Annotated in this window: 28 protein-coding genes; 11 read left to right on the forward strand and 17 right to left on the reverse strand. The window is 66.4% G+C overall.

Annotation, left to right across the window (positions count from 1 at the left end):
* The first annotated feature begins 171 nt into the window (after positions 1 to 171).
* Complete coding sequence (locus QUE25_RS05380) at positions 172 to 1,353, forward strand: neutral zinc metallopeptidase (RefSeq protein ID WP_286268120.1); 1,182 nt, start codon at positions 172 to 174, stop codon at positions 1,351 to 1,353.
* On the opposite strand, the gene ispF is transcribed toward QUE25_RS05380, so the two are convergent.
* Positions 1,341 to 1,811, reverse strand: coding sequence for a 2-C-methyl-D-erythritol 2,4-cyclodiphosphate synthase (ispF, locus tag QUE25_RS05385; RefSeq protein WP_286268121.1), 471 nt, complete (start codon positions 1,809 to 1,811; stop codon positions 1,341 to 1,343). The genes QUE25_RS05380 and ispF overlap by 13 nt on opposite strands.
* Positions 1,808 to 2,554 carry a 2-C-methyl-D-erythritol 4-phosphate cytidylyltransferase gene (gene ispD, locus QUE25_RS05390; RefSeq protein ID WP_286268122.1) on the reverse strand — a complete coding sequence of 249 codons (747 nt, stop codon included), beginning with the start codon at positions 2,552 to 2,554 and terminating at the stop codon, positions 1,808 to 1,810. Before ispD ends, ispF begins: the two co-directional genes overlap by 4 nt.
* Before the next feature lie 123 nt (positions 2,555 to 2,677).
* Between ispD and QUE25_RS05395 the strand changes: the two genes are divergently transcribed.
* Together QUE25_RS05395 and QUE25_RS05400 are read left to right on the forward strand one after the other, a co-directional pair.
* Positions 2,678 to 3,430, forward strand: a complete 753-nt coding sequence (locus tag QUE25_RS05395; protein ID WP_286268123.1) for a triose-phosphate isomerase — start codon at positions 2,678 to 2,680, stop codon at positions 3,428 to 3,430.
* Between the two features lie 21 nt (positions 3,431 to 3,451).
* Entirely contained in the window at positions 3,452 to 3,823 is a 372-nt protein-coding gene (locus QUE25_RS05400; RefSeq protein WP_286268124.1) for a PTS glucitol/sorbitol transporter subunit IIA, read from the forward strand.
* A 17-nt stretch (positions 3,824 to 3,840) separates the two neighbouring features.
* Here QUE25_RS05400 and QUE25_RS05405 read toward each other — a convergent pair whose 3' ends face one another.
* The 4 genes from QUE25_RS05405 to QUE25_RS05420 are packed head-to-tail and all read right to left on the reverse strand — an operon-like array spanning position 3,841 to position 7,532.
* Complete coding sequence (locus QUE25_RS05405) at positions 3,841 to 4,806, reverse strand: sulfate/molybdate ABC transporter ATP-binding protein (RefSeq protein WP_286268125.1); 966 nt, start codon at positions 4,804 to 4,806, stop codon at positions 3,841 to 3,843.
* Entirely contained in the window at positions 4,803 to 5,612 is an 810-nt protein-coding gene (locus QUE25_RS05410; RefSeq protein WP_286268126.1) for a sulfate ABC transporter permease, read from the reverse strand. The genes QUE25_RS05405 and QUE25_RS05410 overlap by 4 nt, the downstream gene beginning before the upstream one ends.
* Positions 5,602 to 6,495, reverse strand: a complete 894-nt coding sequence (gene cysT / locus QUE25_RS05415) for a sulfate ABC transporter permease subunit CysT (RefSeq protein WP_286268127.1) — start codon at positions 6,493 to 6,495, stop codon at positions 5,602 to 5,604. Before cysT ends, QUE25_RS05410 begins: the two co-directional genes overlap by 11 nt.
* Positions 6,492 to 7,532 (reverse strand): sulfate ABC transporter substrate-binding protein, encoded by a 1,041-nt coding sequence (locus QUE25_RS05420; protein WP_286268128.1) that lies wholly within the window; start codon positions 7,530 to 7,532, stop codon positions 6,492 to 6,494. The genes cysT and QUE25_RS05420 overlap by 4 nt, the downstream gene beginning before the upstream one ends.
* A 554-nt stretch (positions 7,533 to 8,086) precedes the next feature.
* On the opposite strand from QUE25_RS05420, the gene QUE25_RS05425 reads away from it, so the two are divergent.
* Genes QUE25_RS05425 through QUE25_RS05445 form a run of 5 tightly spaced genes read left to right on the forward strand, consistent with a single transcriptional unit; the run spans position 8,087 to position 13,410 of the window.
* Complete coding sequence (locus QUE25_RS05425; protein ID WP_286268129.1) at positions 8,087 to 9,766, forward strand: nitrite/sulfite reductase; 1,680 nt, start codon at positions 8,087 to 8,089, stop codon at positions 9,764 to 9,766.
* A complete protein-coding gene (locus QUE25_RS05430) occupies positions 9,763 to 10,482 on the forward strand; it encodes a phosphoadenylyl-sulfate reductase (protein ID WP_286268130.1) in 720 nt (239 codons plus the stop codon). Before QUE25_RS05425 ends, QUE25_RS05430 begins: the two co-directional genes overlap by 4 nt.
* On the forward strand, positions 10,479 to 11,372 hold the full coding sequence (cysD, locus tag QUE25_RS05435; protein WP_286268131.1) for a sulfate adenylyltransferase subunit CysD: 894 nt from the start codon (positions 10,479 to 10,481) through the stop codon (positions 11,370 to 11,372). The genes QUE25_RS05430 and cysD overlap by 4 nt, the downstream gene beginning before the upstream one ends.
* Positions 11,372 to 12,694, forward strand: a complete 1,323-nt coding sequence (locus tag QUE25_RS05440) for a sulfate adenylyltransferase subunit 1 (RefSeq protein WP_286268132.1) — start codon at positions 11,372 to 11,374, stop codon at positions 12,692 to 12,694. Before cysD ends, QUE25_RS05440 begins: the two co-directional genes overlap by 1 nt.
* Positions 12,694 to 13,410 (forward strand): sirohydrochlorin chelatase, encoded by a 717-nt coding sequence (locus QUE25_RS05445; RefSeq protein WP_286268133.1) that lies wholly within the window; start codon positions 12,694 to 12,696, stop codon positions 13,408 to 13,410. The genes QUE25_RS05440 and QUE25_RS05445 overlap by 1 nt, the downstream gene beginning before the upstream one ends.
* A 63-nt stretch (positions 13,411 to 13,473) precedes the next feature.
* On the opposite strand, the gene QUE25_RS05450 is transcribed toward QUE25_RS05445, so the two are convergent.
* From QUE25_RS05450 to QUE25_RS05465, 4 genes are all read right to left on the reverse strand, one after another.
* Positions 13,474 to 14,655, reverse strand: coding sequence for a YeiH family protein (locus tag QUE25_RS05450; protein ID WP_286268134.1), 1,182 nt, complete (start codon positions 14,653 to 14,655; stop codon positions 13,474 to 13,476).
* Positions 14,652 to 14,825 carry a hypothetical protein gene (locus tag QUE25_RS05455; RefSeq protein WP_286268135.1) on the reverse strand — a complete coding sequence of 58 codons (174 nt, stop codon included), beginning with the start codon at positions 14,823 to 14,825 and terminating at the stop codon, positions 14,652 to 14,654. Before QUE25_RS05455 ends, QUE25_RS05450 begins: the two co-directional genes overlap by 4 nt.
* 432 nt (positions 14,826 to 15,257) lie before the next feature.
* Complete coding sequence (locus QUE25_RS05460) at positions 15,258 to 15,935, reverse strand: response regulator transcription factor (protein WP_286268136.1); 678 nt, start codon at positions 15,933 to 15,935, stop codon at positions 15,258 to 15,260.
* Positions 15,932 to 17,122, reverse strand: coding sequence for a sensor histidine kinase (locus tag QUE25_RS05465; protein WP_286268137.1), 1,191 nt, complete (start codon positions 17,120 to 17,122; stop codon positions 15,932 to 15,934). The genes QUE25_RS05460 and QUE25_RS05465 overlap by 4 nt, the downstream gene beginning before the upstream one ends.
* 194 nt (positions 17,123 to 17,316) lie before the next feature.
* Between QUE25_RS05465 and phoU the strand changes: the two genes are divergently transcribed.
* Positions 17,317 to 17,982, forward strand: coding sequence for a phosphate signaling complex protein PhoU (gene phoU, locus QUE25_RS05470; protein ID WP_286268138.1), 666 nt, complete (start codon positions 17,317 to 17,319; stop codon positions 17,980 to 17,982).
* A gap of 205 nt (positions 17,983 to 18,187) precedes the next feature.
* Here phoU and QUE25_RS05475 read toward each other — a convergent pair whose 3' ends face one another.
* From QUE25_RS05475 to QUE25_RS05485, 3 genes are all read right to left on the reverse strand, one after another.
* Positions 18,188 to 19,180 (reverse strand): 1-phosphofructokinase family hexose kinase, encoded by a 993-nt coding sequence (locus QUE25_RS05475; protein ID WP_286268139.1) that lies wholly within the window; start codon positions 19,178 to 19,180, stop codon positions 18,188 to 18,190.
* A gap of 204 nt (positions 19,181 to 19,384) precedes the next feature.
* Positions 19,385 to 19,828, reverse strand: coding sequence for a mannitol dehydrogenase family protein (locus tag QUE25_RS05480; protein WP_286268606.1), 444 nt, complete (start codon positions 19,826 to 19,828; stop codon positions 19,385 to 19,387).
* A gap of 42 nt (positions 19,829 to 19,870) precedes the next feature.
* The gene (locus tag QUE25_RS05485; protein WP_286268140.1) at positions 19,871 to 20,620 is read right to left on the reverse strand and encodes a phosphoglyceromutase; all 750 of its coding nucleotides are present in this window, start codon (positions 20,618 to 20,620) and stop codon (positions 19,871 to 19,873) included.
* Between the two features lie 261 nt (positions 20,621 to 20,881).
* On the opposite strand from QUE25_RS05485, the gene QUE25_RS05490 reads away from it, so the two are divergent.
* Positions 20,882 to 21,997 carry an NlpC/P60 family protein gene (locus QUE25_RS05490; protein WP_286268141.1) on the forward strand — a complete coding sequence of 372 codons (1,116 nt, stop codon included), beginning with the start codon at positions 20,882 to 20,884 and terminating at the stop codon, positions 21,995 to 21,997.
* 66 nt (positions 21,998 to 22,063) lie between these two features.
* Complete coding sequence (locus QUE25_RS05495) at positions 22,064 to 22,825, forward strand: SDR family NAD(P)-dependent oxidoreductase (RefSeq protein WP_286268142.1); 762 nt, start codon at positions 22,064 to 22,066, stop codon at positions 22,823 to 22,825.
* Between the two features lie 148 nt (positions 22,826 to 22,973).
* Here QUE25_RS05495 and QUE25_RS05500 read toward each other — a convergent pair whose 3' ends face one another.
* The 4 genes from QUE25_RS05500 to QUE25_RS05515 are packed head-to-tail and all read right to left on the reverse strand — an operon-like array spanning position 22,974 to position 26,747.
* Positions 22,974 to 23,336: a biotin/lipoyl-containing protein gene (locus QUE25_RS05500; protein ID WP_286268500.1), complete on the reverse strand. Its 363-nt coding sequence runs from the start codon at positions 23,334 to 23,336 to the stop codon at positions 22,974 to 22,976.
* Positions 23,337 to 23,372: 36 nt separating this feature from the next.
* Complete coding sequence (locus QUE25_RS05505; RefSeq protein ID WP_286268143.1) at positions 23,373 to 23,660, reverse strand: hypothetical protein; 288 nt, start codon at positions 23,658 to 23,660, stop codon at positions 23,373 to 23,375.
* Positions 23,661 to 23,668: 8 nt separating this feature from the next.
* A complete protein-coding gene (locus QUE25_RS05510; RefSeq protein WP_286268144.1) occupies positions 23,669 to 25,225 on the reverse strand; it encodes an acyl-CoA carboxylase subunit beta in 1,557 nt (518 codons plus the stop codon).
* 13 nt (positions 25,226 to 25,238) lie between these two features.
* Positions 25,239 to 26,747: a methylmalonyl-CoA carboxytransferase subunit 5S gene (locus QUE25_RS05515; RefSeq protein ID WP_286268145.1), complete on the reverse strand. Its 1,509-nt coding sequence runs from the start codon at positions 26,745 to 26,747 to the stop codon at positions 25,239 to 25,241.
* Between the last annotated feature and the right edge of the window lie 157 nt (positions 26,748 to 26,904).

Genomic DNA, 26,904 nt, shown 5'->3' on the forward strand with positions numbered 1-26,904 from the left:
CGTCACCAAGCTATCGCACAGGCGGCCTAGCGGCGCCGATCGTGGCGGGCCCGAAACCGGCAACCGGGCTGCCGTGCGGACCAGGCCACGAGTCGTAGCCGGATGCCGAGGAATCGTTGAGGCTTCTACCAGCAGTTCCGGCTGCTCCCGCGATGGCCTAGGGTTGTTGACGTGAGTCAGTGGGGGCAGCAGAATCCGCGGTACCGGCCGGATGCCGGCTACAGCGCTTCCAACCAGTGGGGCGCACCGAGCAATGCGCAGCAGTGGGCACCACAACAGCAATGGGGTGCGCCGCAGCCGCCGCAGTGGGCGCCTCCGCGCGGCCAGCAGACCTGGGCACCGAACAATGCCGCCTGGCAGCAGGCCCAGCGTCCACCCGCCAACTACGGCTACAACCTGGGCGTGCCGGGCGGTCGGCCTCCCAAGCGCGGCGGTGCCTCGAACATCCTGCGGCTGGTGCTGTTCATGATCGGCGGTTTCGCCGTCGCGATGGTGGCATTCAGCCTGTTCAGCTCCACCGACGATCCGGTGGTCACCCCGCCCGGCGAATACCAGAACGAGGACTACCAGGTTCCGCAGGTCGACACGAACCCACCGGAGATCCCCATTCCGGAGACCTACACCCAAGCCACCGAATGGCTGACCAACAACTCCATCTACGACGCCAGCATCGCTGTCCCGGTGCGCTGCGAGGCGACCCCGATCGATCTGAACAACGCCTCGCATGCCGAACTGCAGACTCACCTCAATGAGCTCACCGGCTGCCTGATGCGGGTCTTCGGTCCGGCGCTGGAGCAGGCCGGCTACATTGCGGTGCGTCCGAGCGTGACGATCTACACCTCCCCGGTCAATACCAAGTGCGGCCAGATGCCCACGGCGAATGCCGCCTACTGCTCCGCGGATCAGCAGATCTACTACGCGGCAGATCTGCCGACGATCGTGCCGCCCGACCTGCGCAGCACGAACTATGTGGTGGAGTCGGTGATCGCCCACGAATTCGCGCACGCCATCCAGGGCAGAACCGGCATCCTGATCTCGGAGGCGGCCTGGGAGCAGCGATCCGATGACGCCACCGCCAACAGTCTGTCGCGGCGCCTCGAGGTGCAGGCCGACTGCTGGGCGGGCCAGTTCATCGAGTCGGTCGGCCAGTCGGTCGGGGTCGACGCCAATGGTGCTCAGCAGCTCTCGGAGCTGTTCTACTCGATCGGCGACGACGTACTGACCGGTGATTCGACCTATGACGGCAACCACGGACAGGGTGCCACCCGCCGGGCCTGGTTCCTCGAAGGCTATGGCACGACGCTGATGGGTTCGTGCAACAGCTTCACCGTCGGCGACGCTCAGGTCCGCTGAACAAGAGCGGTGGCGATGGCCGCCAGGCCCTCGCCTCGTCCGGTGAACCCCAGGCCATCGGTGGTGGTGGCGCTCAGGCTCGTGTCGGCTCCCAGCGTGGCGGTCAGCAGGTCTTCGGCCTCGGCACGACGGGCAGCCATCCGGGGACGGTTACCGATCAACTGAACCGACACATTGACGATCTGCCAACCGGCGGCCTCCACCCGGCGCCTGGTCTCGCGGAGGAATACCAACCCCGGCGCGCCGGCCCACTCGGGCTCACTGGTGCCGTAGTTGGAGCCCATATCGCCTAGCCGGGCCGCTGCGAGCAGAGCATCACAGATGGCGTGGCAGACCACATCACCGTCGGAATGGCCGGCCAGACCTGCCTGCTCGTCCGGAAAGTGCAGGCCCGCCAGCCACATCGGGACACCGGGGGCGAACCGGTGTACATCGGTGCCGATTCCGGTGCGGATCATGCGCCGAGATGCCGGCGGATCCGGCGCGCCGAGTGATGCCCGAAGGTATCGCGCACTTCCCACAGCGCCTGCGCAACGGTCAGATCGCTCGGCTCGGTGACCTTCATCGACATCCGCGATCCCTCGACCAACGTCACGTGGTGACCAGCCCGTTCGGCGCAGGAAACGTCATCGGTGAACTGATCCCCGGACGCCGCCATCTTCTCGTGGGCCTCCAGGATCAGCTGAAGCGGAAAGCCCTGCGGGGTCTGGATGGCGCGCAGCAACGACCGGTCGATCACCGCAGACCCTCCGCCGGGATCGAGGATGCGCATCGAATCGGCCACCGGGATCGCAGGGGCGACAGCCTCCGCACCGCCCTGGACGGCCTCGATCACCGCGGATACCACCTTGGCCGGAACCATCGGCCGAACCGCATCATGGACGAGCACGACCTCGGCATGCGACAGCCGCTCGTCGTCGCGAACAGCCTTCAGGCCGTTGTAGACCGATTCCTGACGCGACGCCCCGCCGGGAACCTGCTTGACGGGGATCGGCAGCGCGGCCAGTTCGGGGCCGAGCTGCTTGGCCACCTGATCGTTGACGACCACGACGGCGTCGGTGCAACCACCGGCCGCCATCGCTTCGATCGACATGACCATCAAGGTGCGTCCGGTGACCTTGAGAGCTGGTTTGGGTGTCTTTCCCCCGTACCGCAGCCCCAGTCCGGCCCCGACCACCACAGCAACCACCGGTGACGCCATAACCAGAAGTCTGGCACAGCGCTGCCGCCGGGCGCAGGCGGGCGAAGGTTGCCGGGTCCGGCCGCGGATGGAAGAATCAGGGCGTCACAACGAATGGATACGGGTTGGCCACGGAAGGATGCCATGAACGAGCAGACCACCTCTCGGGTTGTCGAGCCTCCGTTCCTCATCGTCAATCCGAAGGCCTACCTGGGTAGCGCCGACACCCTCGAGCTGGCCAGGATCACCGATGAGCTGGCCGCCCAATTCGGCATCGACGTCATCTTCACTGCTCAACACGTCGACCTCCGGATGGTCAAAGACCACACCGAACACCTGACTGTCACCGCGCAGCACATGGATCCGATCGTCAAGGGGCGCGGCATGGGTTACATCCTGCCGGAGTCGCTGGTCGAGGCCGGCGCGGAGGCGGTCGTCCTGAACCACGCCGAACACCAGCTCACCCTCGACATCCTGGACGCCACTATGCGCCGGGCACGAGAAGTCGGCCTGGCGACCATCGTGTGTGCCGACTCGGACGCTCAGTGCCGGGCGATCGCCACGATGGGTCCCGACATGATGATCTGCGAGCCGACCGCCAATATCGGTACCGGCAGGATGGACGCCGGCGATTACATCTCGCGCACTACCCGGATCGTCAAAGATGTCGACCCCACCATCCTGGTGATCCAGGCGGCGGGGGTGACCAGCGGCGAAGATGTCGCGCGGGCGCTCGCTCAGGGCGCGGACTCCTCGGGCGGCACCAGCGGGATCGTGCAGAATCCTGATTGGCGGGCCGTACTCACGCAGATGTTCACTGCCATCGCCGAGCACAAGAAGAACAGAGCACAAGAAGAACAGATGAGGCCCCGGACCGCCTCGCGGGTCAACGGCTGACGTCACGAACGGGAGATACGCATGTCGACAACGCTCTGGAACTCCACCATCACCCGGATAGGCATCGACGCCGTCGAGATCATCCACTCCGGGGTGTTCATCCTGTTCGGCGAGCCGGTACCCGAGGCTCTCGCCGATGTCAGCATCGTGCATGACCGCGCCAGCAGCCTGGCCCGCCCGCTGCAGGCCGGCGATCAGTTCGTCTTCGGTGGCCAGACCTACGTCCTGGACGAGGTGGGAGGCCGCGCCAGCGACAACCTGACCGAGCTGGGCCATGTGGTGATCTACGTCGACCAGCCCGATCAGGTTCTTCTGCCGGGCGCGATCAAGGCGTCCGGCCCGGCACCGCTGGTGCCCGAGCCGGGCAGCAGCATCAGCTTCGTCGAGGTCTGATCGCCGGCTCGTCCCACTCAGGAAGCGACCAGTGGTGCACCCGCTGCCGACGGTTCGAGCCACACCTGAGACCCCTCCCGGACGCCGAGGGTGTCGGCGAAGGTCTTGGTGAGGGGCACCGTCACATCGGGGCCGGGGGTGACCGGACGAACGGTGAGCCGCACCTCGAAGCCGACGCGCTGCGAACGCACCAGCACCCCCGGTATCGTTCCGGGGCCGGGCACGGTGTGGATCGCGATGTCGTGCGGCCGGATCAAACGGCCGTCGAGCGTGCTCACCTCACCCAGGAAGCTCATCACGAAGTGGTTGGCGGGTGCGTCATAGAGCTCGTCGGGGCTTCCGATCTGCTCGATGCGTCCCTCGTTGAGCACCACGATGGTGTCCGCCACCTCCAGCGCCTCCTCCTGGTCGTGGGTGACGAAGACCGTGGTCACATGCACCTCGTCGTGGAGACGGCGCAGCCATTCCCGCAGTTCCTTGCGCACCTTGGCGTCCAGGGCGCCGAACGGCTCGTCCAGCAGCAGCACCTTCGGCTCCACGGCCAACGCACGGGCCAGAGCCATCCGCTGACGCTGGCCGCCGGACAGCTGGGACGGCAGCCGGTCGGCGAATTGCCGCAGATGCACCAGGTCGAGTAGTTCGTCCACCCGCCGGCGCACCTCCTGCTTGGGGCGCTTGCGGATCTCCAGCCCGAAGGCGACGTTCTTGGCCACCGTCATGTGCTTGAAGACGGCGTAGTGCTGGAAGACGAATCCGACATTGCGGCGTTGGGGTGGCAGCCCGGTGGCGTCCACCCCCTCGATGGTCACCGTGCCGCTGTCGGCGCTCTCCAACCCGGCGATGATCCGCAGCAGCGTCGACTTGCCGCCACCGGAGGGGCCCAGCAACGCGGTCAGTTGCCCCGAAGGGATGGTCAGGTTGATGTCGTCCAAGGCGACGAAATCTCCGAAATGCTTACCTACACCGGCGATTTCGATACTCATGAGGCATCCTCTCGGGGTCGAAGCAAAGAAACGGCAGTGATGCAGGCGACTGCCGCGACGGTGAGCAGGAAGGCCACCGCGTAGGCGGTGCCCTGCTGGAAGTTGGCGTAGGTCTCCTCGACGGCCAACGTGGCGGTCTGGGTGCGCAACGAGATGTTGCCCGAAACCACCTTGACGGCGCCGAACTCGCCCAGGCTGCGGGCCAGCGCGAGCACCACGCCGTACACCACCGCCCACCGGATGGACGGCAGCGTGACCCGCCAGAAGACCTGCCAGCCCGAGCCACCCAGGCTGCGGGCGGCCTGCTCCTGATCGTCGCCGACCTCGATCAGCACCGGCACCACCTCACGGATCACCAGCGGAAGCGCCACGAAGACGGTTGCCGCGATGATGCCGGGGGTGGCGAAAATGATCTGATAGCCGAGGTCGTACAGCGCGCCGCCGATCGCCGAGTCACGCCGGTAGACCAGCATCAGGGCCAGGCCGACCACGACCGGCGAGACCGACAGGGGCAGATCGACCAGGGTCGACAGCACTCGCTTGCCCCAGAAGTCGTAGCGCACCAGCAACAAGGACACGCCCACACCGAAGACCAGGTTGAGCACGACGGCCCAGATCGTCACCTTGGCTGTCAGCCGCAGCGCGCTGAGCACCGCGGGACTGGTGAACGCGGTCTTGAGATTGGTCAGATCGTCGGCGAAGGTGTTCGTGACGACCAGCGAGACCGGCCACAGCACCAGCAGAATCAGGTAGCCGATCACCAGCCAGCGCAGCGCGAGCTTGAGCGGACGAGGTTCACGAATCATGGCGAGCGGCCTTTCGTTGCACCAGGTCCAGCGTGGCCAGCACGGCCAGCGCGATCACCAGCATTCCGGTGGCGATCGCCGCTGCCGATCCGAGCTCGCCGTTCTCGATGTGGGAGAGCACCCGGACTGACACCACCTCGGTGCGGTTGGGCATATTGCCGGTCAGCAGCACCAGCGAGCCGTACTCGCTGATGCCACGAGCGAACGACAGCGCCACCCCGGAGGTGATCGCGGGGGCCAGGCTGGGCAGCACGATCCGGCGGAAGGTGACCCAACTTGACGCGCCGAGCGAGCTGGCAGCCTCTTCGACGTCCAATTCCAGTTCTTCCAGCACCGGCATCACCGTGCGCACCACGAAGGGCAAGGTCACGAAGGCGATGGCCAGCGCTACCGACATCCGGGTATTCGCGATGTTCACCCCGATCGGACTGCGCGGACCGTACAGCGACAACAGCACGAGCCCCGCGACGATGGTCGGCATCGCGAACGGGATGTCGATCACCACGTTCAGCACGCCCCGGCCCCAGAACCGATCCCGCACCAGCACCCAGGCGATGATCGTGCCCATCACCGCGTTCAGTAGGGCAATGCCCGCCGCGACGGCGACGGTCAACCCGATGGCGTTGAGGGTCTGCGGGGCGGTCAGCGCGGCCCAGAAAGCTCCCGGGCCGCCGGCCACGGCGGTGCCCACCACCGCGGCCAGCGGGATCAGCACCAGCAGGCTCAGCCAGAGCACCGCCACTCCCAACCCCAGGCCCGAGGCGGCGGTGAGCCGACGATGGTACCGGGGCTGGGCGCGAACGCTGCGGATGGCTGTCGGAGCCGGCTCGACGATGACCTCGTCGCGGATGACGGGTGCCGGCGCAAGCGCGGTCCCTGTCATGACTTGCCGAGTTCGGCCAGCAGCTGGGTCACGATCCCGATCTGTTCGGCGAAGAAGGTCTTGGACAGTTCCTCCCAGGAGCCGAAATCATTGGCGATCGTGTACAGCCGTTGCGGTTGCGGGAAAGGACTCTCCGGATCGTTCGCACCCTCGACCCGTGCCGGGGCCTTGCCGTTCAACGGCCGGAAGCCGGTCTCGCCGAAGATCTCCTGGGCCTGATCGGACAGGACGAAATCGAGCCACTGGGTGGCGGCCGGCTTGGCGTCGATCAGCACGGTGCCGGGGTTCTCGATCAGCAGGGTGTCGTCCGGCACGATGTAGTCGAAATCGGCCCCGCTCTGCCGGGCGAGGATGGCCTCATTCTCGTAGGTGATGAAGACGTCGCCGGTGCCCGAGGTGAAGGCCGTGGTGGCGTCTCGTCCGCTACCGGGCAGCGCCACGGCATTGCCCAGCAGCTTCTTCAGGAAATCGGTCGCTTCGGCATCCGAACCACCGTTGGCGGCGATGTGCGCCCAGGCGGCCAGGATGTTCCAGCGGGCCGCTCCCGACGACGCCGGGTTCGGTGTCACGATCTCGACGCCGGGCTTGATCAGGTCGTCCCAGCCCTTGATACCGAGCGGGTTGCCCGGTCGGACGGCGAGCACGACCACCGACGTGGAGACCACGCCCTTGTTCGGGCCGGACTTCCAGTCAGGGCTGACCAGGCCGCCATCGACCAGTCGGGTGACGTCGGATTCGACCGAGAAATGGACATAATCGGCCGGCTGTCCGTTGAGGACATTGCGGCTCTGGTCCCCCGAGGCCCCATAGGAGGTCTCGAAGGTGACGTCCTGGCCGTCCGGGGTCTGCTGCCAGGCCTCGGCGATGCGGGCATTGGCCTCGGCCGGGACCGCGTAGCCGACGATGCTCAGCACCGTCGATTCGCCGGAGCCGGAGGGGGCCGACGCGGCGACATTCGAGCAAGCCGTCAACCAGGCCGCGATCAGCAGGGTCAGCGCCGCCAGAGACCGGCGCGGGGAAAGGGATGGGTGAGACATGGGTCTTCCTCCAAGGGTGCAAGGTTGATGCAGAGTTGGGTGCCGGGTCGAGCGGCACGCACCGAGGTAACCCTGAAAAAGGAGAAAATCACGCCTCGGGCGAGCCGACGCTCGCACCCAGGCATTGGGTTGGTCCGGTCGGGCTCAGCGGCACTTCAGACACGGACAACACATACGCAACCACCCGCCGAGGGCAGGAATCTGGGTTGCGGAGGAGTACATGGCGGGAAGGCTACCTCAGATCCGAAGCCATTGGCAACCGCCTCACCAGCCGGATGTCGTCCATGCGGGCGATCCGGTTCGGCGGAAGACCTTCGGCGCCAGCAGGCAGCCGGTGGTAAGAGCTACGCCGAACCTCTGGTACCGTTCTCACCATGATCGGCAAGTTCGAGGTTCTCGCAGCGTCCTGCTGTCGCCTCGGCATGCCCGCGATGACCTGTCGCGTCTGCTGACGAGCGCCCGCAAACCCCACTTTTCCGGCCGGGCTCGTGCAGCCCGAGCGGGTTTCCTGCCGCGTTCGGCCCTCCGCGAGTCCTCAATCGCTATGAGGAACCATGACCACCACAACCAAACGAGCACCACGTGCCGAAGGCCAGTGGGCAGTGGATGGCACTGCACCGCTGAACCCCAACGAGGTATTCAAGGCCGCTGACGACGGCCTCCACGTCCGGAAGCGGATCGAAGAGATCTACGCCAAGCAGGGCTTCGACTCGATCCCCTCAGATGATCTGCATGGCCGGATGCGCTGGTGGGGTCTTTATACCCAGCGCCGCCAGGGCATCGACGGTTCCCGGACCGCCGAGCTGACCCCCGACCAGCTGTCCGACCGTTACTTCATGATGCGGGTCCGGCTGGACGGCGGCGCGCTCAGCACCGAGCAGATCCGCACGCTGGCCGGGATCTCGCGTGACTTCGCCCGCGGCACCGCCGACATCACCGATCGGCAGAATCTCCAGTTCCACTGGATCACCGTCGAGTCCGTGCCCGAGATCTGGCGCCGCCTGGAGGATGCCGGAATGCAGACCATCGAGGCCTGTGGCGACACTCCCCGGGTGATTCTCGGCTCGCCGGTGGCCGGTATCTCCGCGGACGAGATCATCGATCCCACCCCGGTGATCGCCGAGATCGTCGAGCGGTTCATCGGTGACGAGTCGTTGTCGAATCTGCCTCGCAAGTTCAAGTCGGCGATCACCGGCCACCCCAGCCTCGACGTCGTCCATGAGATCAACGACATCTCGCTGGTCGGCGTGGTGCATCCCGAACTGGGCGCCGGCTACGATCTGTGGGCCGGTGGCGGGCTGTCGGTGGCGCCGCGCCTGGCCCAGCGTCTCGGCGCCTTCGTCACCGCCGAGCAGGCCGCCGATGTCTGGCACGCCGAGATCCGGCTGTTCCGCGACTACGGCTATCGCCGCCTGCGCAACCGGGCCCGGCTGAAGTTCCTGCTGGCCGACTGGGGGCCGCAGCGGTTCCGCGAGGTGCTCGAGAACGAGTACCTCGGATACCGGCTGGCCGATGGTCCCGAGCCGGGGCCGTCCAGCCTGCCGGCCGATCACATCGGGGTGCACCCCCAGAAGGACGGCCTCAACTATGTGGGGTTCGCCCCCACCGTCGGACGGGTCTCCGAGGACATTCTCGAGGCCCTGGCCGATGCCGCCGATTCGGTCGGTGCCCGACGCATCCGGTTCACCCCGCACCAGAAACTGCTGGTGCTCGACGTGCCGCCCGAGCGAACCGATGAGCTCATCGCCTCATTCGAGAAGCTGGGGCTGAGGGCCAATCCGAGCCCATTCCGGCGAGCCACCTTGGCCTGCACCGGTATCGAGTACTGCAAGCTCGCCTTCGTCGAGACCAAGAGCACGGCAGCAGCCGTGATCGACACTCTCGAGCAGCGGCTGGCCGACGTATCCCTGGATCGGCCGATCAGCCTGCACATCAACGGCTGCCCGAACTCCTGCGCCCGGATCCAGACCGCCGACATCGGCCTGAAGGGCCAGCTGCAGAAGAACCCGGACGGCACCGAGGAGTTCGCCTTCCAGGTTCACCTGGGTGGTGGCCTGGCCTCGGTCGACCGGGAGGACGCGGGCCTGGGGCGTACCGTGCGAGGCCTCAAGGTGACCTCGGCCAATATGCCCGACTACGTCGAGCGGGTCACCCGCAGCTATCTGGCCGGGCGCAAACCCGACGAGACCTTCGCCGACTGGGCCCACCGGGCCGACGATGAGGAGCTGCGATGACTCAGACCCCCAACAAGCGCGCCCGTTCCACCGAGGAACTGCAGGCGCTGGCCGATCAGGGCGCCGCGGAACTGGGCGAGGCCACCGCGGAGGATGTCGCCGCCTGGGCGGCGCGCACCTTCCCGGGCACGCTCGCGGTGGCCTGTTCGATGGCCGGCGACACCGTGCTACCGCACCTGATCGCCCGGCACTGTCCCGGCGTCGACGTGCTCTTCCTGGAGACCGGCTACCACTTCGCCGAGACCCTGGGCACCCGGGATGCGCTGGCGTCGGTGATCGACGCGCGGATTATTGACGTCCTGCCTGCCCAGACGGTCGCCGAGCAGGACGCCGAGTACGGCCCCCGGCTGTACGAGCGCGATCCGGGTTTGTGCTGCCAGCTGCGCAAGGTTGAGCCCATCAACGCCGCCCTGTCCGGCTACGAGGCCTGGGTCACCGGTATCCGGCGCGAGGACAATGCACTGCGCGCCAACGCCGGGCTGGTCGAGTGGGATGCCACACACCAGCTGGTCAAGATCAACCCACTCGCCGCCTGGAGCTTCGACGACCTGCTCGACTACGCATCCCAGTGGTCGGTGCCGATCAACCTGCTGCTCACCGACGGCTATCCCTCGATCGGCTGCGAGCCGTGTACGCGCCGGGTCGCTCCCGGTGAAGACCCTCGGGCCGGCCGATGGGCCGGCCTGGCCAAGACCGAATGCGGGTTACATCTATGAGCAGACTCGACCATCTCGACCTGTTGGAGGCCGAGGCCATCCACATCATCCGCGAGGCCGTCGCCGAGCTGGAGCGGCCGGTGCTGCTGTTCAGCGGCGGCAAGGACTCGGCCGTCCTGCTCTACCTGGCCGCCAAAGCCTTCTGGCCCGGACGAGTGCCGTTCCCCCTGCTGCATGTCGACACCGGGCACAACTTCGCCGAGGTGCTCGCGTACCGCGACCGGATGGTCGACCAGTTCGGCGTCCGCCTGCTGGTGGCCCGGGTCCAGGACTATATCGACGATGGCCGGCTCCTGGAGCGGGCCGACGGCACCCGCAATCCGCTGCAGACTCTGCCGTTGCTGGACGCCATCGCCGAGCATCGTTTCGATGCGGTTTTCGGCGGCGGGCGCCGCGATGAGGAGAAGGCCCGGGCCAAGGAACGGGTGGTGAGCCTGCGCGACGAGTTCGGGCAGTGGGACCCGCGCAACCAGCGCCCCGAATTGTGGAATCTGTACAATCCGCGCCACCGGCCCGGCGAGCATGTCCGGGTGTTCCCGCTGTCGAACTGGACCGAGCTGGACGTGTGGCAGTACATCGCCGCCGAGCACATCGAACTGCCCAGCCTGTACTACGCCCACGACCGGGAGGTCTTCGAGCGGGCCGGAATGTGGCTGGCAGTCAGCGAGGTGACACCGCCCAACGGGCATGTCGTCCACACCAAGACGGTGCGCTACCGCACCGTGGGCGACATGTCGTGTACCGGCGCCGTGGAATCCACCGCCGGTAGCGTCGAACAGGTGCTCGCCGAAGTGGCCGCGTCCACCATCACCGAACGCGGTGCCACCCGGGCCGACGACCGGCTCACCGAAGCTGCCATGGAAGATCGCAAGAAGGACGGCTATTTCTGATGAGCACCCCAGTCGCCACCCGCTCGCTGCTGCGAATGGCCACCGCCGGAAGTGTGGACGATGGCAAGTCGACCCTGGTCGGGCGGCTGTTGTACGACTCCAAGGCGATCCTGGCCGACCAGCTGGCCGCCGTGGAACGAGTCAGCCAGGACCGTGGCCTGGCCGATGTCGATCTCGCCCTGCTCACCGACGGCCTGCGAGCCGAGCGGGAGCAGGGCATCACCATCGATGTCGCCTACCGCTACTTCGCCACTGCGAAACGCAGCTTCGTGCTCGCGGACTGCCCCGGCCATGTGCAGTACACCCGCAACACCGTCACCGGCGCGTCCACCGCCGACGTGCTGGTGCTGCTGGTGGACGTACGCAAGGGCGTGCTCGAGCAGACCCGCCGCCACCTCGCCGTCGCAGCCCTGCTGCGGGTGCCGGAGGTGGTCGTCGCGGTGAACAAGATCGACCTGCTGAACTACGACGAGACCGCCTATCGGCGGGTGGCCACCGAGATCAGCGAAGTGGCCGAATGGCTGGGAGCGGCCAAGGTCACGACGCTGCCGGTATCGGCCCTGCGCGGCGACAACGTCGTCGCGAGGTCGGACCGCACCCCTTGGTACGACGGCCCGAGTCTGCTGGAACTGCTCGAAGACATCGAGGTCACCGCGTCGGCGCCCCGGATCGGACTGAGGTTCGGCGTCCAGTTGACCCTGCGGCCGCAGTCCGCGGCCATCGACCCCCGCTACGCCGAATACCGTGGCTACGCCGGACTGGTCTCGGCCGGGCAGGTCTCGGTCGGCGACGAGGTCGTGGTGCTGCCGGAGGGCCTGCGTACCTCGGTGACCGGGATTGACCTGGCCGGACGCGAACTGACCACGGCGGTGACCGGGCAGTCGGTATCGCTTCGGCTGGCCCATGAGGTCGACCTGGCGCGCGGTGCCCTGATCAGCTCGGTGGACGATGCACCCGAGCCCACCGTCGATATCGACGGCACCTTGTGCTGGCTGGACGAGCGGCCGCTGCGGTTGGGCCAGCGGGTGCTGCTCAAGCACTCCACCCGGACCGTGCAGGCCCTCGTCCGCCAGATCACCAGCCGGCTCGATCTCGACTCGGTCTCGGCCGTCGGCACCGATTCACTGGTGCTCAATGACATCGGACGGGTGACGTTGCGGCTCGCCGCACCGGTGCTGGCCGAGGACTATGCAACCAACCGCTCCGGGGGTGCCTTCCTGCTGATCGATCCGCAGACCGCCCACACGCTGGCGGCGGGGATGGTCCGCGGGCACACCATCTTCGGCGACCGGTTCGGCGATGCCTGGAACTGGGAGATCTGATGTCACCTCCTGATCTCGTACTGGCATTTCATGGCACCGAGAAGCCGGCCGGTCAGCAGCTGGCCCGCCGGGTGGTGCTCGCCGTGGCGGCTGCGCTGCCCCAGGTCAAGGTCCATCTCGGCTGGGCGGATGTGCTGACTCCCACGCTCACCCAGACGCTGAGCGCCGTGGGTCCGGCCGTGGTGGTGCCGTGCTTCCTCGCCTCCGGCTATCACGTCACCTCCGATCTGCCGGCCGCGGTGCAGGCGTCCGGTGGGCGGGCCCGGCTCACCCCCTCGCTGGGCGCCGCGCCGGAGGCGGTGCTGGCCGCCCGGCTGGCCGAGGCCGGCGGGCCCGGTGACGCCGTCGTGCTCGCCGCGGCCGGCTCGAAGCGGGAAACCGCCAACCGGCAGGCGGCCGACGCCGCTGCCCGGCTGGCCCGGGAGATCGGGCGTCCGGTCCGTCCGGCCTTCGTGACCGCCGCTGCGCCCTCCCCGGCCGAGGTGGTAGCCGCTCTGCGGGCAGCCGGATACCGGCGGGTCGCGATCGCCAGCTTCCTGCTGGCTCCCGGTGTCTTCCACGACCGGCTGCGGAGCGCCGGCGCCGACCTGGTGTCCGAGCCGATCGGGGATCACCCGCTGGTGATCGCCACGATCGTCGATCGATACCGGCAGGCGGTGGCCGACGACGACGATCGGATCTGGGCGGGCGCCGACCGGCAAGGCGCCATCGCCTGACCCCCAACAACATGGCAATGGCCCGGTGGTGAGTCACCACCGGGCCATTGCGTTGTCCGCGGATCAGGCAGGAATCTCGAAACCACTCCACAACAGGTGGGCCAGAGCCAATCCGATCACCAGGTTGGCCACGGTCGCCAGGGCGAACACGGCGATCGGCCGCCAGCCCGCACGCCGCAGCGAAGAGACCTTGAGTTCCAGTCCGATGCTCACGAAAGCGAAGGTCAGGAACCAGGTGCGCAGGTTGTTCGCGGTGCCGATCAGGGGGGCGGCAGCCTGCGAGCCCACCGAGTTCACGAAGATCGTCGCGATGATCGAGGCGACCAGGAAGCCGAGCACGAACTTCGGGAATCGCTGCCAGAACAGCGAAGCAGTAGGAGCTGCCTCCCCCGGTTTGCGGTCGATCTTGTAGGCGAAGAACACCGTGAGCAGGACCGCGGCGACACCGAGCAGCGCGTTCTGGGTGCTCTTGACGATGGCTGCGATCTGCAACGGGGCCTCACCGGCGATGCTGCCCGCCGCGGTGACGGCCGCGGTGGTATCGATGTTGCCACCGATCCAGGCGCCAGTCTGTGCGTCGGTGAGCCCCAGCAGGCCCGCCAACCACGGCAGCAGGAAGATCGACGGGAGTGCGAAGATGATCACCAGGCTCGCGGTGTAGGCGAGATCCTCCTTCTTCGCCTTGACCGCGCCCGCTGCGGCGATCGCGGCACTGACACCGCAGATCGACACGGCGCTCGACAGCAGCGCACGAAGCCGGGCGTCCAGACCGAACAGCCTGCCCAGCCACCAGGTGATGAAGAAGACCGAGGTGATCAGCAGCGTTGCCTGCGCGATGGCCGGCGCGGCTGCCTTCACGATGATGGCGAAGTTGATGGACGCGCCCAGCAGCACCAGGCCGGTCTTGATCAGGAACTCGGTGCGGAACCCGGGCGAGAGCCTGTCCCGCAGGTTCAGCGCGCTCAGCAGCGCATTGCCGAGCAGGCCGAAGATGATGGCGTACACGGGATACTCGATCGTGCCGAGCCAACTCACCGAGGTGCCCTTCGTCCAGATCGGAACGTATTCCGACAGGTACCACGCGGCAGTGCCGAGGATCACCACGACGGCCAGTCCGCCGATGATCCACTGCAGGGGGCCACTGGGGCGAGGCTCGTCCAGTTCGTCGTCGAGGGACGCCTGAACAGCGCTGGCGAGTTCGTCATTCAGTTCTTCGTTTGCACTGATCGGCTTGATGTCGGTCATTGGATGACTCCCGGAGGAATAATGCCGGTGAGGGCGAGAGTGAGCAGGACGAGGCCGGTGATAACAGCCAGCCAGTCCTCATTGATGGAGAACTTTCCGGCGGAGTCGGGCGCTGAGGGGTCTCTTTCGGGGGCTGCCGACGTAATCCGGGCAGCATCGGATGCAGACATAGAAATACTTCCTTTAAGTGAAGAATTGCGTGCATTCATGCTCGGGCGCAATGGTGGCACGGCACGTAAACCGCGGACATGCGGTTCATTACGGGATATGGGCTCGGCTGGGGCTAGCCGGCCGGGCCTGGCGAGCCTATCGGAGACAGGCGCGAGTTCCGCGGCGACAACAACAGCCGCGGAGCATGAGAAATGCCACAGAAATGGGAGCAGGGATGCTCATGCCCGTCAATGTACATACTTCGCGGCTCGAATAACAGCGCCGTCTCAACATATGAACGTGGGCATAGCCCGCGCCGGGCGGCCTTCTGCCTAACACCTGGTTTTCAGGGCCCGGAAATGGCATTCGAGGTTGTCGTGGAATGAGAAATGCTTCTCGGCGATTGCATATCGGTGTTCTGGACGGCCCGCCAATACCGGCCGGCTGACGGCTCAGCTGGCGAACTTGTAGCCGAGGCCACGCACGGTGACCAACTTGACCGGACGCGCGGGGTCGGGCTCGATCTTGGATCGCAGCCGCTTGACGTGCACGTCCAGCGTCTTGGTGTCGCCCACGTAGTCCGAGCCCCAGACCCGGTCGATCAATTGCGCGCGGGTCATCACCCGCCCGGCATTGCGCAGCAGCAGTTCGAGCAACTCGAACTCCTTGAGGGCCAGCCGCACCGCCCGCCCGCTGACCGAGACCTCGTGGCGCTCGATGTCCATGCGCACATCGCCGACCTCGACGACCTCCGGCAGCAACTCCGCCTCTTGTCCGCGGCGCAGCACCGCGCGAATCCTGGCCACCAGCTCGCGGTGGCTGAACGGCTTGGTCACATAGTCGTCGGCGCCGAGCTCCAGGCCGACGATCTTGTCGATCTCCGAATCGCGGGCCGTGACCATGATGACCGGGACATTGCCCCGCAGGCGCAGCTGGCGGCAGACCTCGGTGCCACTCATTCCGGGCATCATCAGGTCGAGCAACACCAGATCAGCACCGTTGCGATCGAATTCGGACAGTCCGGACTGGCCATCGGCCGCCTCGGCGACGTCGAAGCCCTCCCGTTGCAGCATGTACGACAGGGCATCGCGGTAGGACTGCTCGTCCTCAACGATCAGAATGCGGGTCACGACGTACCTCTCGTCGTCAGCGGCGACTCGGTCGCCGCAGCTGGAATCTCTTCGTAGGCGGGCAGCCGCAGCGTGAAGGTCGAGCCCTGGCCGGGCTTGCTCCACACGTTCACCGAGCCGCCATGGGCGCCGATGGCATGTTTGACGATCGCCAGGCCGAGTCCGGTGCCACCCTCGGCACGACTGCGCGCGTAGTCGACGCGGTAGAAGCGCTCGAAGATGCGGTCCAGCTCTTCGGGAGGGATGCCGATGCCGTTGTCGGAGACGGCGATCTCGACGAAATCGTCGCCGTCGTCGGTGCAGGCGCGACTGCTCACCGATACCCGGGCACCCAGATTGGAGTAGTTGATCGCGTTTTCGATCAGGTTCGTCACCGCGCTGGTCAGCTGGCGCATGTCACCGAGCACCCGTAGGCCGGGAGTCACGGCCGTGGACAGGTTGACCGAGCGCGATTCGGCGAGCTCACGGCGATTATTGATCGCGTCGGTGATGACTTCGTCCACCGAGACCACCTCGGGTTGCAGCAGCGGATCGTCGGACTGCAGCCGGGACAGTTCGATGATCTGCCGAATGAGTTCGCTCAGCCGTTCGGCTTCGGCGATAAGTCGTATAGCGAATCGGTGGACGGCCTCGGGATCGTCGTAGGCGTCCTCCACGGCCTCGGCGAGCACTCGGATGGCGCCGACCGGGGTCTTGAGTTCGTGGCTGACATTGCCGACGAAGTCGCGTTTGATCTCGTCGGTGCGCACCTGGGCAGAACGATCGTCGACGATCATCAGGACCAGGCCCTCGCCCAGCGCGGCGATCCGCACGGCGAGTTCGGTCACCGGAGTGCCCGGCTCGCGGCGGCCCTTCAGCACCGAACCGACCGACTGGCCGCTCTGACGTACCCCACGGACCATGTCGAGCAGTTCCTCGGGGCTGACCCTGCTGCCGCGCACCAGCCCCAGTGTCCGGGCCCTCGGATTGGACAGCAGCACCTCGTCATAGGGGCCGACGACCAGCGCGCCGGCCCGCAGCAGTCCCACGGCGACCTGGAGTTGCTCGCTGACTTGGGGACTTGGCTCTGACAGGTCGGCGGCGGTGGCCCGGGAGCGCTTCTTGATCCAATTCAGCATCGGTATGACGGCCAGGCCGACGGCCAGGCCGAGCACGGTAGCCAACACAACCTCCACAGCATCGATCATGCCAGACGGCATCGGCCGGCGGCCGCGAGACACCGTATGGGACCCCGCTAGTAGTGTTGTTGTCCACGACTGGCAGTGCCAGGTGAACCAGACCGGAGAAGTTCACTCACAGTTCACCAAAGCGCCAGGTCTGTCGGGCATGCTGGGCTGACGTGCCTTCGTGAGTCGGACACGGATCTAAAGAGGGGTATCAGGTGCGCAAGATCTATCAGAGTGACCTTGAAAGCGTCGTCAACGAGCTGGTCGTGATTTCTGACAGTATCCAGATCGCCGTGCGGGACGCCACCCGGGCGCTACTGGATGCCGACCTGCAGTTGGCTGAACGGGTCATCAGCGGGGACACCCGCATCGATGTGATGCATGACGAGCTCGAAATGCGCACATTCACCATCTTGGCGCGGCAGGCGCCGGTGGCCGGCGAGTTGCGCACCCTGGTCGCGGTCATCCAGATGGTGGCCGCGCTGGGGAGGATGGGCGATCTGGCGGCGCATGTGGCCAAGATCGCGCGACTGCGATACCCGGAGCACGCGGTGCCGGAAGCACTCAACGACAACTTCAGGCAGATGTCGCGGGTCGCCCAGGACATGGTGGGCAATGTCGGTCGGGTGCTGGCCGAGCGCAACCTTGAAGACGCCAGGGAGCTCGCCGAAGATGACGAGGTGATGGACGAACTGCGCAGCGAACAGTTCCGGGTGATCCTCGGCGATGACTGGACCGGCGGGGTCGAGAGCGCCGTCGATGTCGCACTGTTGGGACGCTATTACGAGCGGATCGCCGACCATGCGGTCGCCATGGGACGCCGCATCATCTACATCATCACCGGTGACCTGCCCGAGGGCGAGAACTGGCCGTCCACCTAGACCGCTGTCCGGTCCCGTCACCCGGACGCCCGCCGTCCGTAGCAGACGCTCGCCGTCCGTAGCAGACGCTCGCCGTAAGTCAGTTCGCTCGCGTTCCAACGGAAGCGAACTGACTTACGGCGAGCGTTCTTGTGGGCGGGTGGATGGGGGTGGCGGCTGCAGCTGCCAGCGAGGACGACAGCGCCGGCAGCGGGCGTTGGCAGAGCTAGCGCAGCCGGGTGCAGACCACCGGATCGGCGGGCAGATCTTCGGGACGAGGCAGCGTGGTGCCGGGCAGGGACGCTGCCGCCGAGCCGTACGCGACCGCGCTGGCCAAGGCCTCGGACGACGACTTGCCCGCCACATCGGCGAGGATGAACCCGGCGACCGACGAGTCGCCCGCGCCCACCGTGCTGGCCACGGTGATCCGCGGCGCGGTGGCATACCAGGCGCCCTCGGCAGTGACCAGTACTGCGCCGGAGCCGCCGAGGGTGACCAGCACATTGGCGATACCACGGGCGTGCAGCGCGGTGGCCGCGTCCACGATCTCATCGAGCTCACCGGCCTTGGCAGCCCGCTCGAAGGCGGCCGCGTCGCCGCCGGTGAGCTGTGCCAGTTCGTCGGAATTGGGCTTGATGAGGTCGAACGAACCGACCGGCAATGCGGCCAGTACCGCGTCCAGGCTGGCGTCCGAGGTGTCAACGGCGATCTTGGCGCCAGTAGCGTGCAGCCCGTCCACCAGTCGCGCATACCAGTCCACCGGGGCACCCGGAGGCAATGACCCCGACAGCGCCACCCAGGAGGCGCCCTCTGCCGCGTCCATCAGCAGCAACGATGCCTCGGCGACCTGATTCGCGCTGAGCACCGGCCCGGGCCCGTTCAATTTGGTGGTGACACCGCTGGGCTCGGTGACGGTGGTATTGCCGCGCACATGCTGCCCGGCGCCCAGCTGAATGCCCTGGATCGGCAGCGGCTCGGCCGAGCGGGCGGCGAGCATGCTGTACTGCTCGTCCAGCCCGGCACAGACCGCGCTCACCTGGTATCCGGACGCCGCAACGACCCGCGCGACGTTGATGCCCTTGCCAGCGGCCTGTTCGGTGATGGATACCGCTCGCTGTACCTCGCCGCGGCGCAACTCCGCGTCCAGCGCGATCGTCCGGTCGATGCTGGGGTTGGCTGTGAAGGTGACGACCAGTGGCGTCGGCTGCGACTCAGTCATGTTCGAGACCCTTCTGAATACGTTGTCGTAGACCAAAAGTAGTCGAACGGCGACCTCGACACGCGGTGCACGGTCCGGAATCCGACCGGGTCGAAACCGCTGACGAGCTGCGATGCAGCTAGCCAAGATCGGATGACGACAAGGGGGAGGGACCCGGCCGTCCGACCGGGTCCCTCCCCCTTCAGTGTGATCAGTGCTTGTCGATCAGCCCTGAACCGACTTCACCAGCTCCAGCACCGCCGGGTACAGCGGATGGTCTGGTTCGAGCCCGGTGACGGTGCCGACAACCACCTCGGCCGGCTCCTCGGCCAGCAGCCGCTGCAATTCGACGGCCTCGGCGTCCTCCGCGTAGTCGAAGCGGAAGGCCGCACCCATCGCCGCCAACAGGGCCTCCGTGGGCATCCCCCGTTCGGCCAGCTGCGACGCCGGGCCTACGAAGCGGTCGTTGCGCGAGAGCTTGCGCAGCGGCGATCGTCCCACGCGTTCGACCGTGTCGGGCAGGTACGGCATGATCATGCCCAACATTCCCGCGCTGATTGCGTGGGGTCTGTTGACGGCTTTCTTCATTCCGGTGGGCTGGGTACCGAACGAGAGCTTCGCGGCTGCCCGCTCCGGAGCGGCCTGTTCGGCTGGGGCCGAGGGGGCCACAGCTGCGGTATCGCCACCGGCATGGTTCAGCGTGCCATACGGCTACTTCTTACCCTGATTGGCGACCGCCTTCTGGCCCGCTTCGGCAGCCTCGGGATCCAGGTAGCGACCGCCCCTGACCAGCGGCTGGAAATCGTCGTCCAGCTCGTAGTACAGCGGGATGCCGGTGGGGATATTGAGCGCCGCGATGTCCTCGTCCGAGATTTCATCGAGATGCTTGACCAGCGCGCGCAGCGAATTGCCGTGTGCCGCGACCAGCACGGTCTTGCCGGCGACCAGGTCGGGCTTGATGGCCGACTCCCAGTACGGCAGCATACGGGCGACGACATCTTTGAGGCACTCGGTGCGGGGACGCTCATCGGCGGGGATGTCGGCGTAACGCACATCATTGAACTGCGAGTACTTGGAGTCCTCGTCGAGCAGGGGCGGCGGAACGTCGTAGCTGCGGCGCCACTGCATGAACTGCGTCTGACCGTACTTCTCAAGGGTGTCCGCCTTGTTGAGGCCCTGCAGGGCACCGTAGTGACGCTCGTTGAGCCGCCAGGAACGCTCCACGGGGATCCAGTGCCGGTCACAGTTGTCCAGCGCGAGGTAAGCCGTGTGAATCGCACGGCGCAGCAAAGAGGTATGCAGCTTGTCGGGCAGCAGGTCCTGCTCGGCCAGCAGTTCGCCACCGCGCTTGGCCTCTGCAACACCCTTTTCGGTCAGGTCGACGTCCACCCAGCCGGTGAACAGATTGAGGGAGTTCCATTCGCTCTCGCCGTGGCGGAGCAGGATGAGCTTGTAGGTCATGGGGTAATCCTAACGACGCGGACCGGTCTGTGAACGCCGAACGCCAAGGATCTCGGATTGCCCTCTGGCAAGCCCCGAAGCCGGCGTCCGACGGGTTCACAGCAACCCACAGCCGCCCCTCACGGCCTCTCGGTTTGCCCTTTCGGGAACAAGACCTTAAGATTCCTTAAGAAACCGAGGGGTTCTCTCAGTTTCTGTGAAGGATCAATCAAGCGTGATGGGTTGCGCAAACAACCCGAAGTTGGGTTGTCGAGGAAAAATATGGCTGCAGCAAGGGCCCTGGTGGTAGAAGCGGGCGATCAGATTCCCGGAGAGACTGACTCGTTCCCATATCTGGCGACACATTCTCAGACCCACACCCCCGCGCGTTCGTTGGCTTACACCGCGACCCGCGCCCTGCCCCACACCCCGGCTGGCAGCGCCGGCGCTCGCCGTGGGCTGATCGGCACCACCGATGACATCACCATTGATGAGTTCGCCGCCGCTCGCCGCTGCCAGGCGCGCCGGGCCATGGACCCGGTCGCCGCTGCGCAGAGCGCCGTGCTCGTCGCCGCCATCGCCGGACCGGTGGCTCGCGCCGCCGAGGCGCTGCGTGCCGCGCAGGCAGCCGAAGCCGAGCCCGCCACCGAGGCACTCGAGACCACCGCCATCCTGGCAGTCGGATCCACCCTCGCCCCCGAACCGAGCGCTTTCGTCGCCCGGCGCGTTCGCCGCCGCCGCGGCACCATGGGTATCCTCGGGCTGGCAGCCGCCATCACCTTCACCGGTGTCGGAATGTCGGTTCAGGCCGTTTCTGCAAGCGACATCATCAACCCGGACGCGATCTTCGCCACAGCCGACCAGAAGGCCCACGTCGCCTCCCGCGTCGACATGGTCACCCGCGACAGCGCTCGTCCCGACCTCAGGGAGATGGCTGCCAGCCAGCCCGTGATGGCGCTCACCGCCGAGCCGAGCATCGAGGGAGTCTTCGCTCCCGGCCAGCGCGCCCCCAAGACGCCCGCCGAGGCCATCGCGACTGCCCAGTCGATGGTCGGCAACCAGAACTACGGCAACATGTGCCTGGCTCTGGTCTCCGCGTTCTACGGCTACACCAGCGCAGGCATCGCCAGCGCCCAGGACGCGGCGGCTGTGGTCTCCGCCGCAGGCATGATGCACACCGACATGAGCGACATCCCGGTCGGCGCGCTCATCTGGTACGACGGCGGCCCCGTCGGCAACCCCTACGGCCATGTGGCCATGTACGCGGGCGACGGCATGATCTACAGCAACGGCGCCAGCACCGGTGTCGGCCTGATGTCGATCAACGTGCCCGCGGACAGCTGGCACGAGCCGATCATCGGATGGTCGGCGGTCTGGCTGCCCAACGCGACCAAGTAGGCGCGAGCACGGCGGACGAGCATCCGCGGCCGATACCCGCCAGCAACGCTGTGGGACAATGGGCCCATGGCTGCTCTCGCTTCTTCTCACGATGATCGAAAAATCGCCGTCGTCACCGGCGCATCCAGCGGCATCGGTGCCGCCAGCGCCCGTGCCCTGGCGGGTGACGGATTCAAGGTGTTCTGCGCGGCGCGGCGCATCGACCGGCTCACCGAACTCGCCGACCAGATCGATGGCGTAGCCATCGCGTGCGATGTCACCGATCAGGACCAGGTGGATGCGCTGGCCGCTGCCGTCGGGCCCCGCTGCGACGTGGTCCTCAACAATGCCGGCGGTGCGGTGGGCCAGGATCCCATCGAGACGGCCGACGTCGCCGACTGGGAGCGGATGTACCAGATCAATGTCGCTGGCACGTTGCGCGTCACCCAGGCTCTGCTGGGAGCCGTCGAGGCCGCGCACGGGGCGTTCATCTTCATCACCTCGACCGCCGCCGAAACCGCCTACGAGGGTGGCGGCGGTTACTGTGGCGTGAAATCGGCGGAGCGCTTCATGGCCGGTTCGCTGCGCCTCGAACTGGTCGGCCGCCCGATCCGAGTGTGTGAGGTCAGCCCCGGCATGGTGCACACCGACGAGTTCTCGCTGGTGCGCTTCGGCGGTGACCAGGCCAAGGCGGACGCCGTCTATGCCGGCGTGGCGGAGCCACTGGTGGCCGCGGACATCGCGGAGGCCGTGCGCTGGATCGCCACATTGCCCGAACATGTCAACATCGACCGGCTGGTGATCAGGCCGCGCGCTCAGGCGGCGAACTGGAAGGTCGCCCGCGACTGAAACGATCCGGGACTGAAACGATCTGGGTGGGCCCCGCGGGTTCACCCAGATCGAGCCGCCGAGCAGCGGTGGCATCCTGGCCGCAACATCAGCAGGGGCTGGTCGTCCGCATGGACGACCAGCCCCTGCTGATCAAACTACTGAAGGCTCAGGCGAGCGTGACCAGAGCCTGGCCACCCTGGACGGCCTCGCGCACCTCGACCAGAACCGAGTCCACAGTGCCGGCAGTCGGCGCGGTGATCTCGGTCTCCATCTTCATGGCTTCGAGGACGATGACGACCTGGCCGGCGTCGACCTTGTCACCCTCCTTCACCAGGATGCGGGCCACCGAACCGGCGAGCGGCGCAGTGATCGCGTTGGCAGCAGCACCCGGCACGGAGGCCGTCGTGGGCGTGGGGGCCGAACCCGGCCCGCCGCCAATGACGATCGGCGCCGGAACGGCCCGAACCTCCTGCTCGGCTTCCACATCAACGACGTACTCGGTGCCGTTGACTGTCATCTTGAGACGCATTGTCATTCCTCTTTCAGTTCATCAACTGGACACCGGTCACAACGATGCCACCGGCATCGTGCCCCGCGAGTTATTGGTGGTCCGGCTGCGACGGCTCGCCGCGCTCCATGCCGTATGACTGGCGTAGCTGACCGCCTTCACGGTGCCCTTGTAGCCCATGTAGGCCGCCGCTGCGGCCGCGATTGCCAGCAGATCTGCCTCCGGAATCGGACGGCTCGCCTTCAGCCGGGTGACCTCGGCGTCCAGTTCTTCGACCTGCTTGCTCAGCTTCTCGATCAGCGCCGCCAGATCGGCGGTCGACAGATCCTTCGTCTCGTTACTCATCTGTGCTCCTAGACCGGGAAAATGCCGTGCTTCTTGGGCGGACGCTGGGTTCGCTTGTTCGCAGACAGCGCGAGAGCGACCGCAACCTGACGGCGGGTGTCGGCCGGATCGATGATGTCGTCCACGTAGCCGTGGGCGGCAGCGGCGAATGGCGTCGCGAACTCATCGCGGTAAGCCTGCACGACCTCGACCCGCTTGGCCTCCGGATCGGGAGCAGCGTTGATCTCCTTGCGGAAGACCACCGCGGCGGCACCGTCGGCGCCCATCACCGCGATTTCCGCGCTGGGCCAGGCAAGCACCTTGTCAGCGCCCAATTCCTTGGAGCACATGGCGAGGTACGAGCCACCATAGGCCTTGCGCAGGACGACCGTGATCTTCGGCACAGTGGCCGCCGAGTATGCGAACAGCATCTTCGCGCCGTGGCGGATGATGCCACCGTGCTCCTGTGCCACGCCGGGCAGGAAGCCCGGTACGTCGACCAGGTTGATCACCGGGATGTTGTACGCGTCGCAGATCCGGATGAACCGGGCAGCCTTGTCGGAGGCGTTGATGTCGAGCACACCCGACATCGACTTCGGCTGGTTGGCGATGAAGCCGACCGAGCGCCCGACAATGCGTCCGAAACCGGTCACCATGTTGGTCGCATAGCCGGCCTTGACTTCGAGGAAGTCGCCGTAATCGACCAGCGCTGCGATGACATCGCGAACGTCGTAGCCCTTGTTGCCCTCGATCGGGACGATGTCGCGCAGTCCGGGATTCAGCTCGACATTGTCATCGGGGAACAGAACCGGAGGCTCCTCCGCGTTGTTCTGCGGCAGGAAGCTCAGAATCTTCTGGGCGATCAGCAGAGCCTGCTCATCGTTGTCCGCGACGAAATCGGTGACACCCGAGATCGACTGATGAGCATCGGCGCCGCCGAGGGCGTCCTGGGTGACGACCTCGCCGGTGACCTGCTTGATCACGTCGGGCCCGGTGATGAACATGTGGGCCTTGCGGGTCTGGATGATGAAGTCGGTCAGCGCGGGGCTGTAGACCGCACCACCGGCGCAGGGACCCGCGATGATCGAGATCTGCGGAACAACACCGGACAGTTCGACATTGGCGAAGAAGACCTTGCCGTAGCCGGACAGCGAATCGATGCCCTCCTGGACGCGCGCGCCACCCGAGTCGTTGATGAAGACGAACGGAGCGCCGTTCATCAGCGCGCTCTCCATCGTCTCGGTGACCTTGGTGTTGTGCACCTCGCCGGCTGAACCGCCCACGACGGTGAAGTCCTGGCTGGCGACGTAGACGGGCCGACCCATCACCGAGGCATGGCCGGTGACCACGCCATCGGCGGGCATGTCCGCCTTGTCCATGCCGAAGGCAGTGGTGCGGTTCTTACGGAAGGCGCCGGTCTCGATGAATGAGCCCGGGTCGGTGAAAACGGCGATCCGCTCACGAGCGGTCAGCTTGCCCTTCTCGTGCTGCTTCGCGATACGCGCCTCGCCGCCACCAGCCTGAACGCGTGCCCGCTCCTCATTGAGGTGCGCCAAGCGCTCTTCCATGGTGTTCTGCTTAGCCATCTAGGTGTCCCCCTCAGGCCGGCTCAACGGAAACGGTGTGACTGGCCCCGTTGACGGTGACGTTGTAGGTGATCGGTCCGGACAGAGCGTTCGCCTGGCCTTCGGCCGCGGCCTTCATCTGAGCCTCGGTGCGAGCGACCGACTTCGGGCCCTCCTTGCGGTGCTCGAAGAACGTCGGCGCAACGCCCGGGAAGAGCGCAAAGGTGAGCACGTCTTCCTCGGTGCCGTCGTATCCCGGAAGGGCGGAAGCCTGCTCGACCAGCGAATCCCACTCGGGAGCCAGCAGGTCGGCCGGACGAACGGTGATCGGCTCCTTCTTGGCCTGCTCGGCCGCCAGGGCGATGACCTCGGGGTTACGCGGGGCCGGTGAGGCACCGTAGTAGCCGAGCATCATGTCGGCGAACTCGCCGGTCATGACCTTGTACTCGCCCATCAGGACGTTGAACACGGCCTGGGTACCCACGATCTGCGACGACGGGGTGACCAGGGGCGGGTAACCGGCGTCCTTGCGGCAGATCGGGACCATCGCCATGACCTCGTCGGTGCGATCGGCCGCACCCTGCGCACGCAGCTGCGACTCCATGTTCGACAGCATGCCGCCGGGGATCTGCGAATCGAAGATCTTGGTGTCGACCAGGGTCTTGGACTCGAACTCCGCGTACTTGGGGCGGATCTTCTTGAAGTGGTCGCGCACCTTGTAGACGCGGGCCATGTCGATCTTGGTGGTGTAACCGGTGCCCTCCAGCATCTCGACGACCGATTCGGTCGGGTTGTGGCCCGGGCCGAGCGACATCGAGCTGACCGAAGCGTCCACCACATCGGCGCCGGCCTCGATGGCCTTCATCAGCGAGACCTGGGTGACGCCGGTGGTCGAGTGGCAGTGCACGTTGATCTGCACGTCACCGTAGGTGTCCTTGACGGCCTTGACGATGTCGTAGGCGGGCTGCGGCTTGAGCAGCGCGGCCATGTCTTTCAGGGCGATCGAATCGGCGCCCATGTCAAGCAGCTCGCCGGCCAGCTTCACGTAACCCTCCACGGTGTGGACCGGGGAGATGGTGTAGCAGATGGTGCCCTGCGCGTGCTTGCCAACCTTCTTCACGGCAGCCATGGCGTGTTCAAGGTTGCGCGGATCGTTCATGGCGTCGAAGACGCGGAAAACGTCCATGCCGGCCTCAGCCGACTTGTCGACGAAGCGATCGACCACTTCGTCCTCGTAGTGGCGGTAGCCGAGCAGGTTCTGGCCACGCAGCAGCATCTGCAGGCGACTGTTCGGCAGCAGCTTGCGGAAGGTCCGCAGGCGCTCCCACGGATCCTCATTCAGGAAACGGATACAACTGTCATAGGTCGCTCCGCCCCAACACTCGACTGACCAATAGCCGGCTGCGTCGATGTCGGCGCAAGCACCGACCATATCTTCCATGGCCATGCGGGTGGCCAACAGGCTCTGATGGCCATCGCGTAGCACCAGCTCGGTGATACCAATCTCGCGGGGTTCGGAGACCTCAATTTGTCGCGGACTCATGAGGCGATTGTTTCATGACCTTTGCTGACGGGGGTAGGCGGGGGCTAAAAGGGCGACCGTGCATTCTTGTGGCTTTCAGCGATACTGTCTGAGAAGGCTGTCGGATACCTTGATCGACGGCCGGTCAGCAGGAGTCGGCAGGACGGTAGGTATTCCG

Origin of the sequence: Brooklawnia propionicigenes, from assembly GCF_030297015.1 — a bacterium.
Lineage (GTDB): Bacteria > Actinomycetota > Actinomycetes > Propionibacteriales > Propionibacteriaceae > Brooklawnia > Brooklawnia propionicigenes.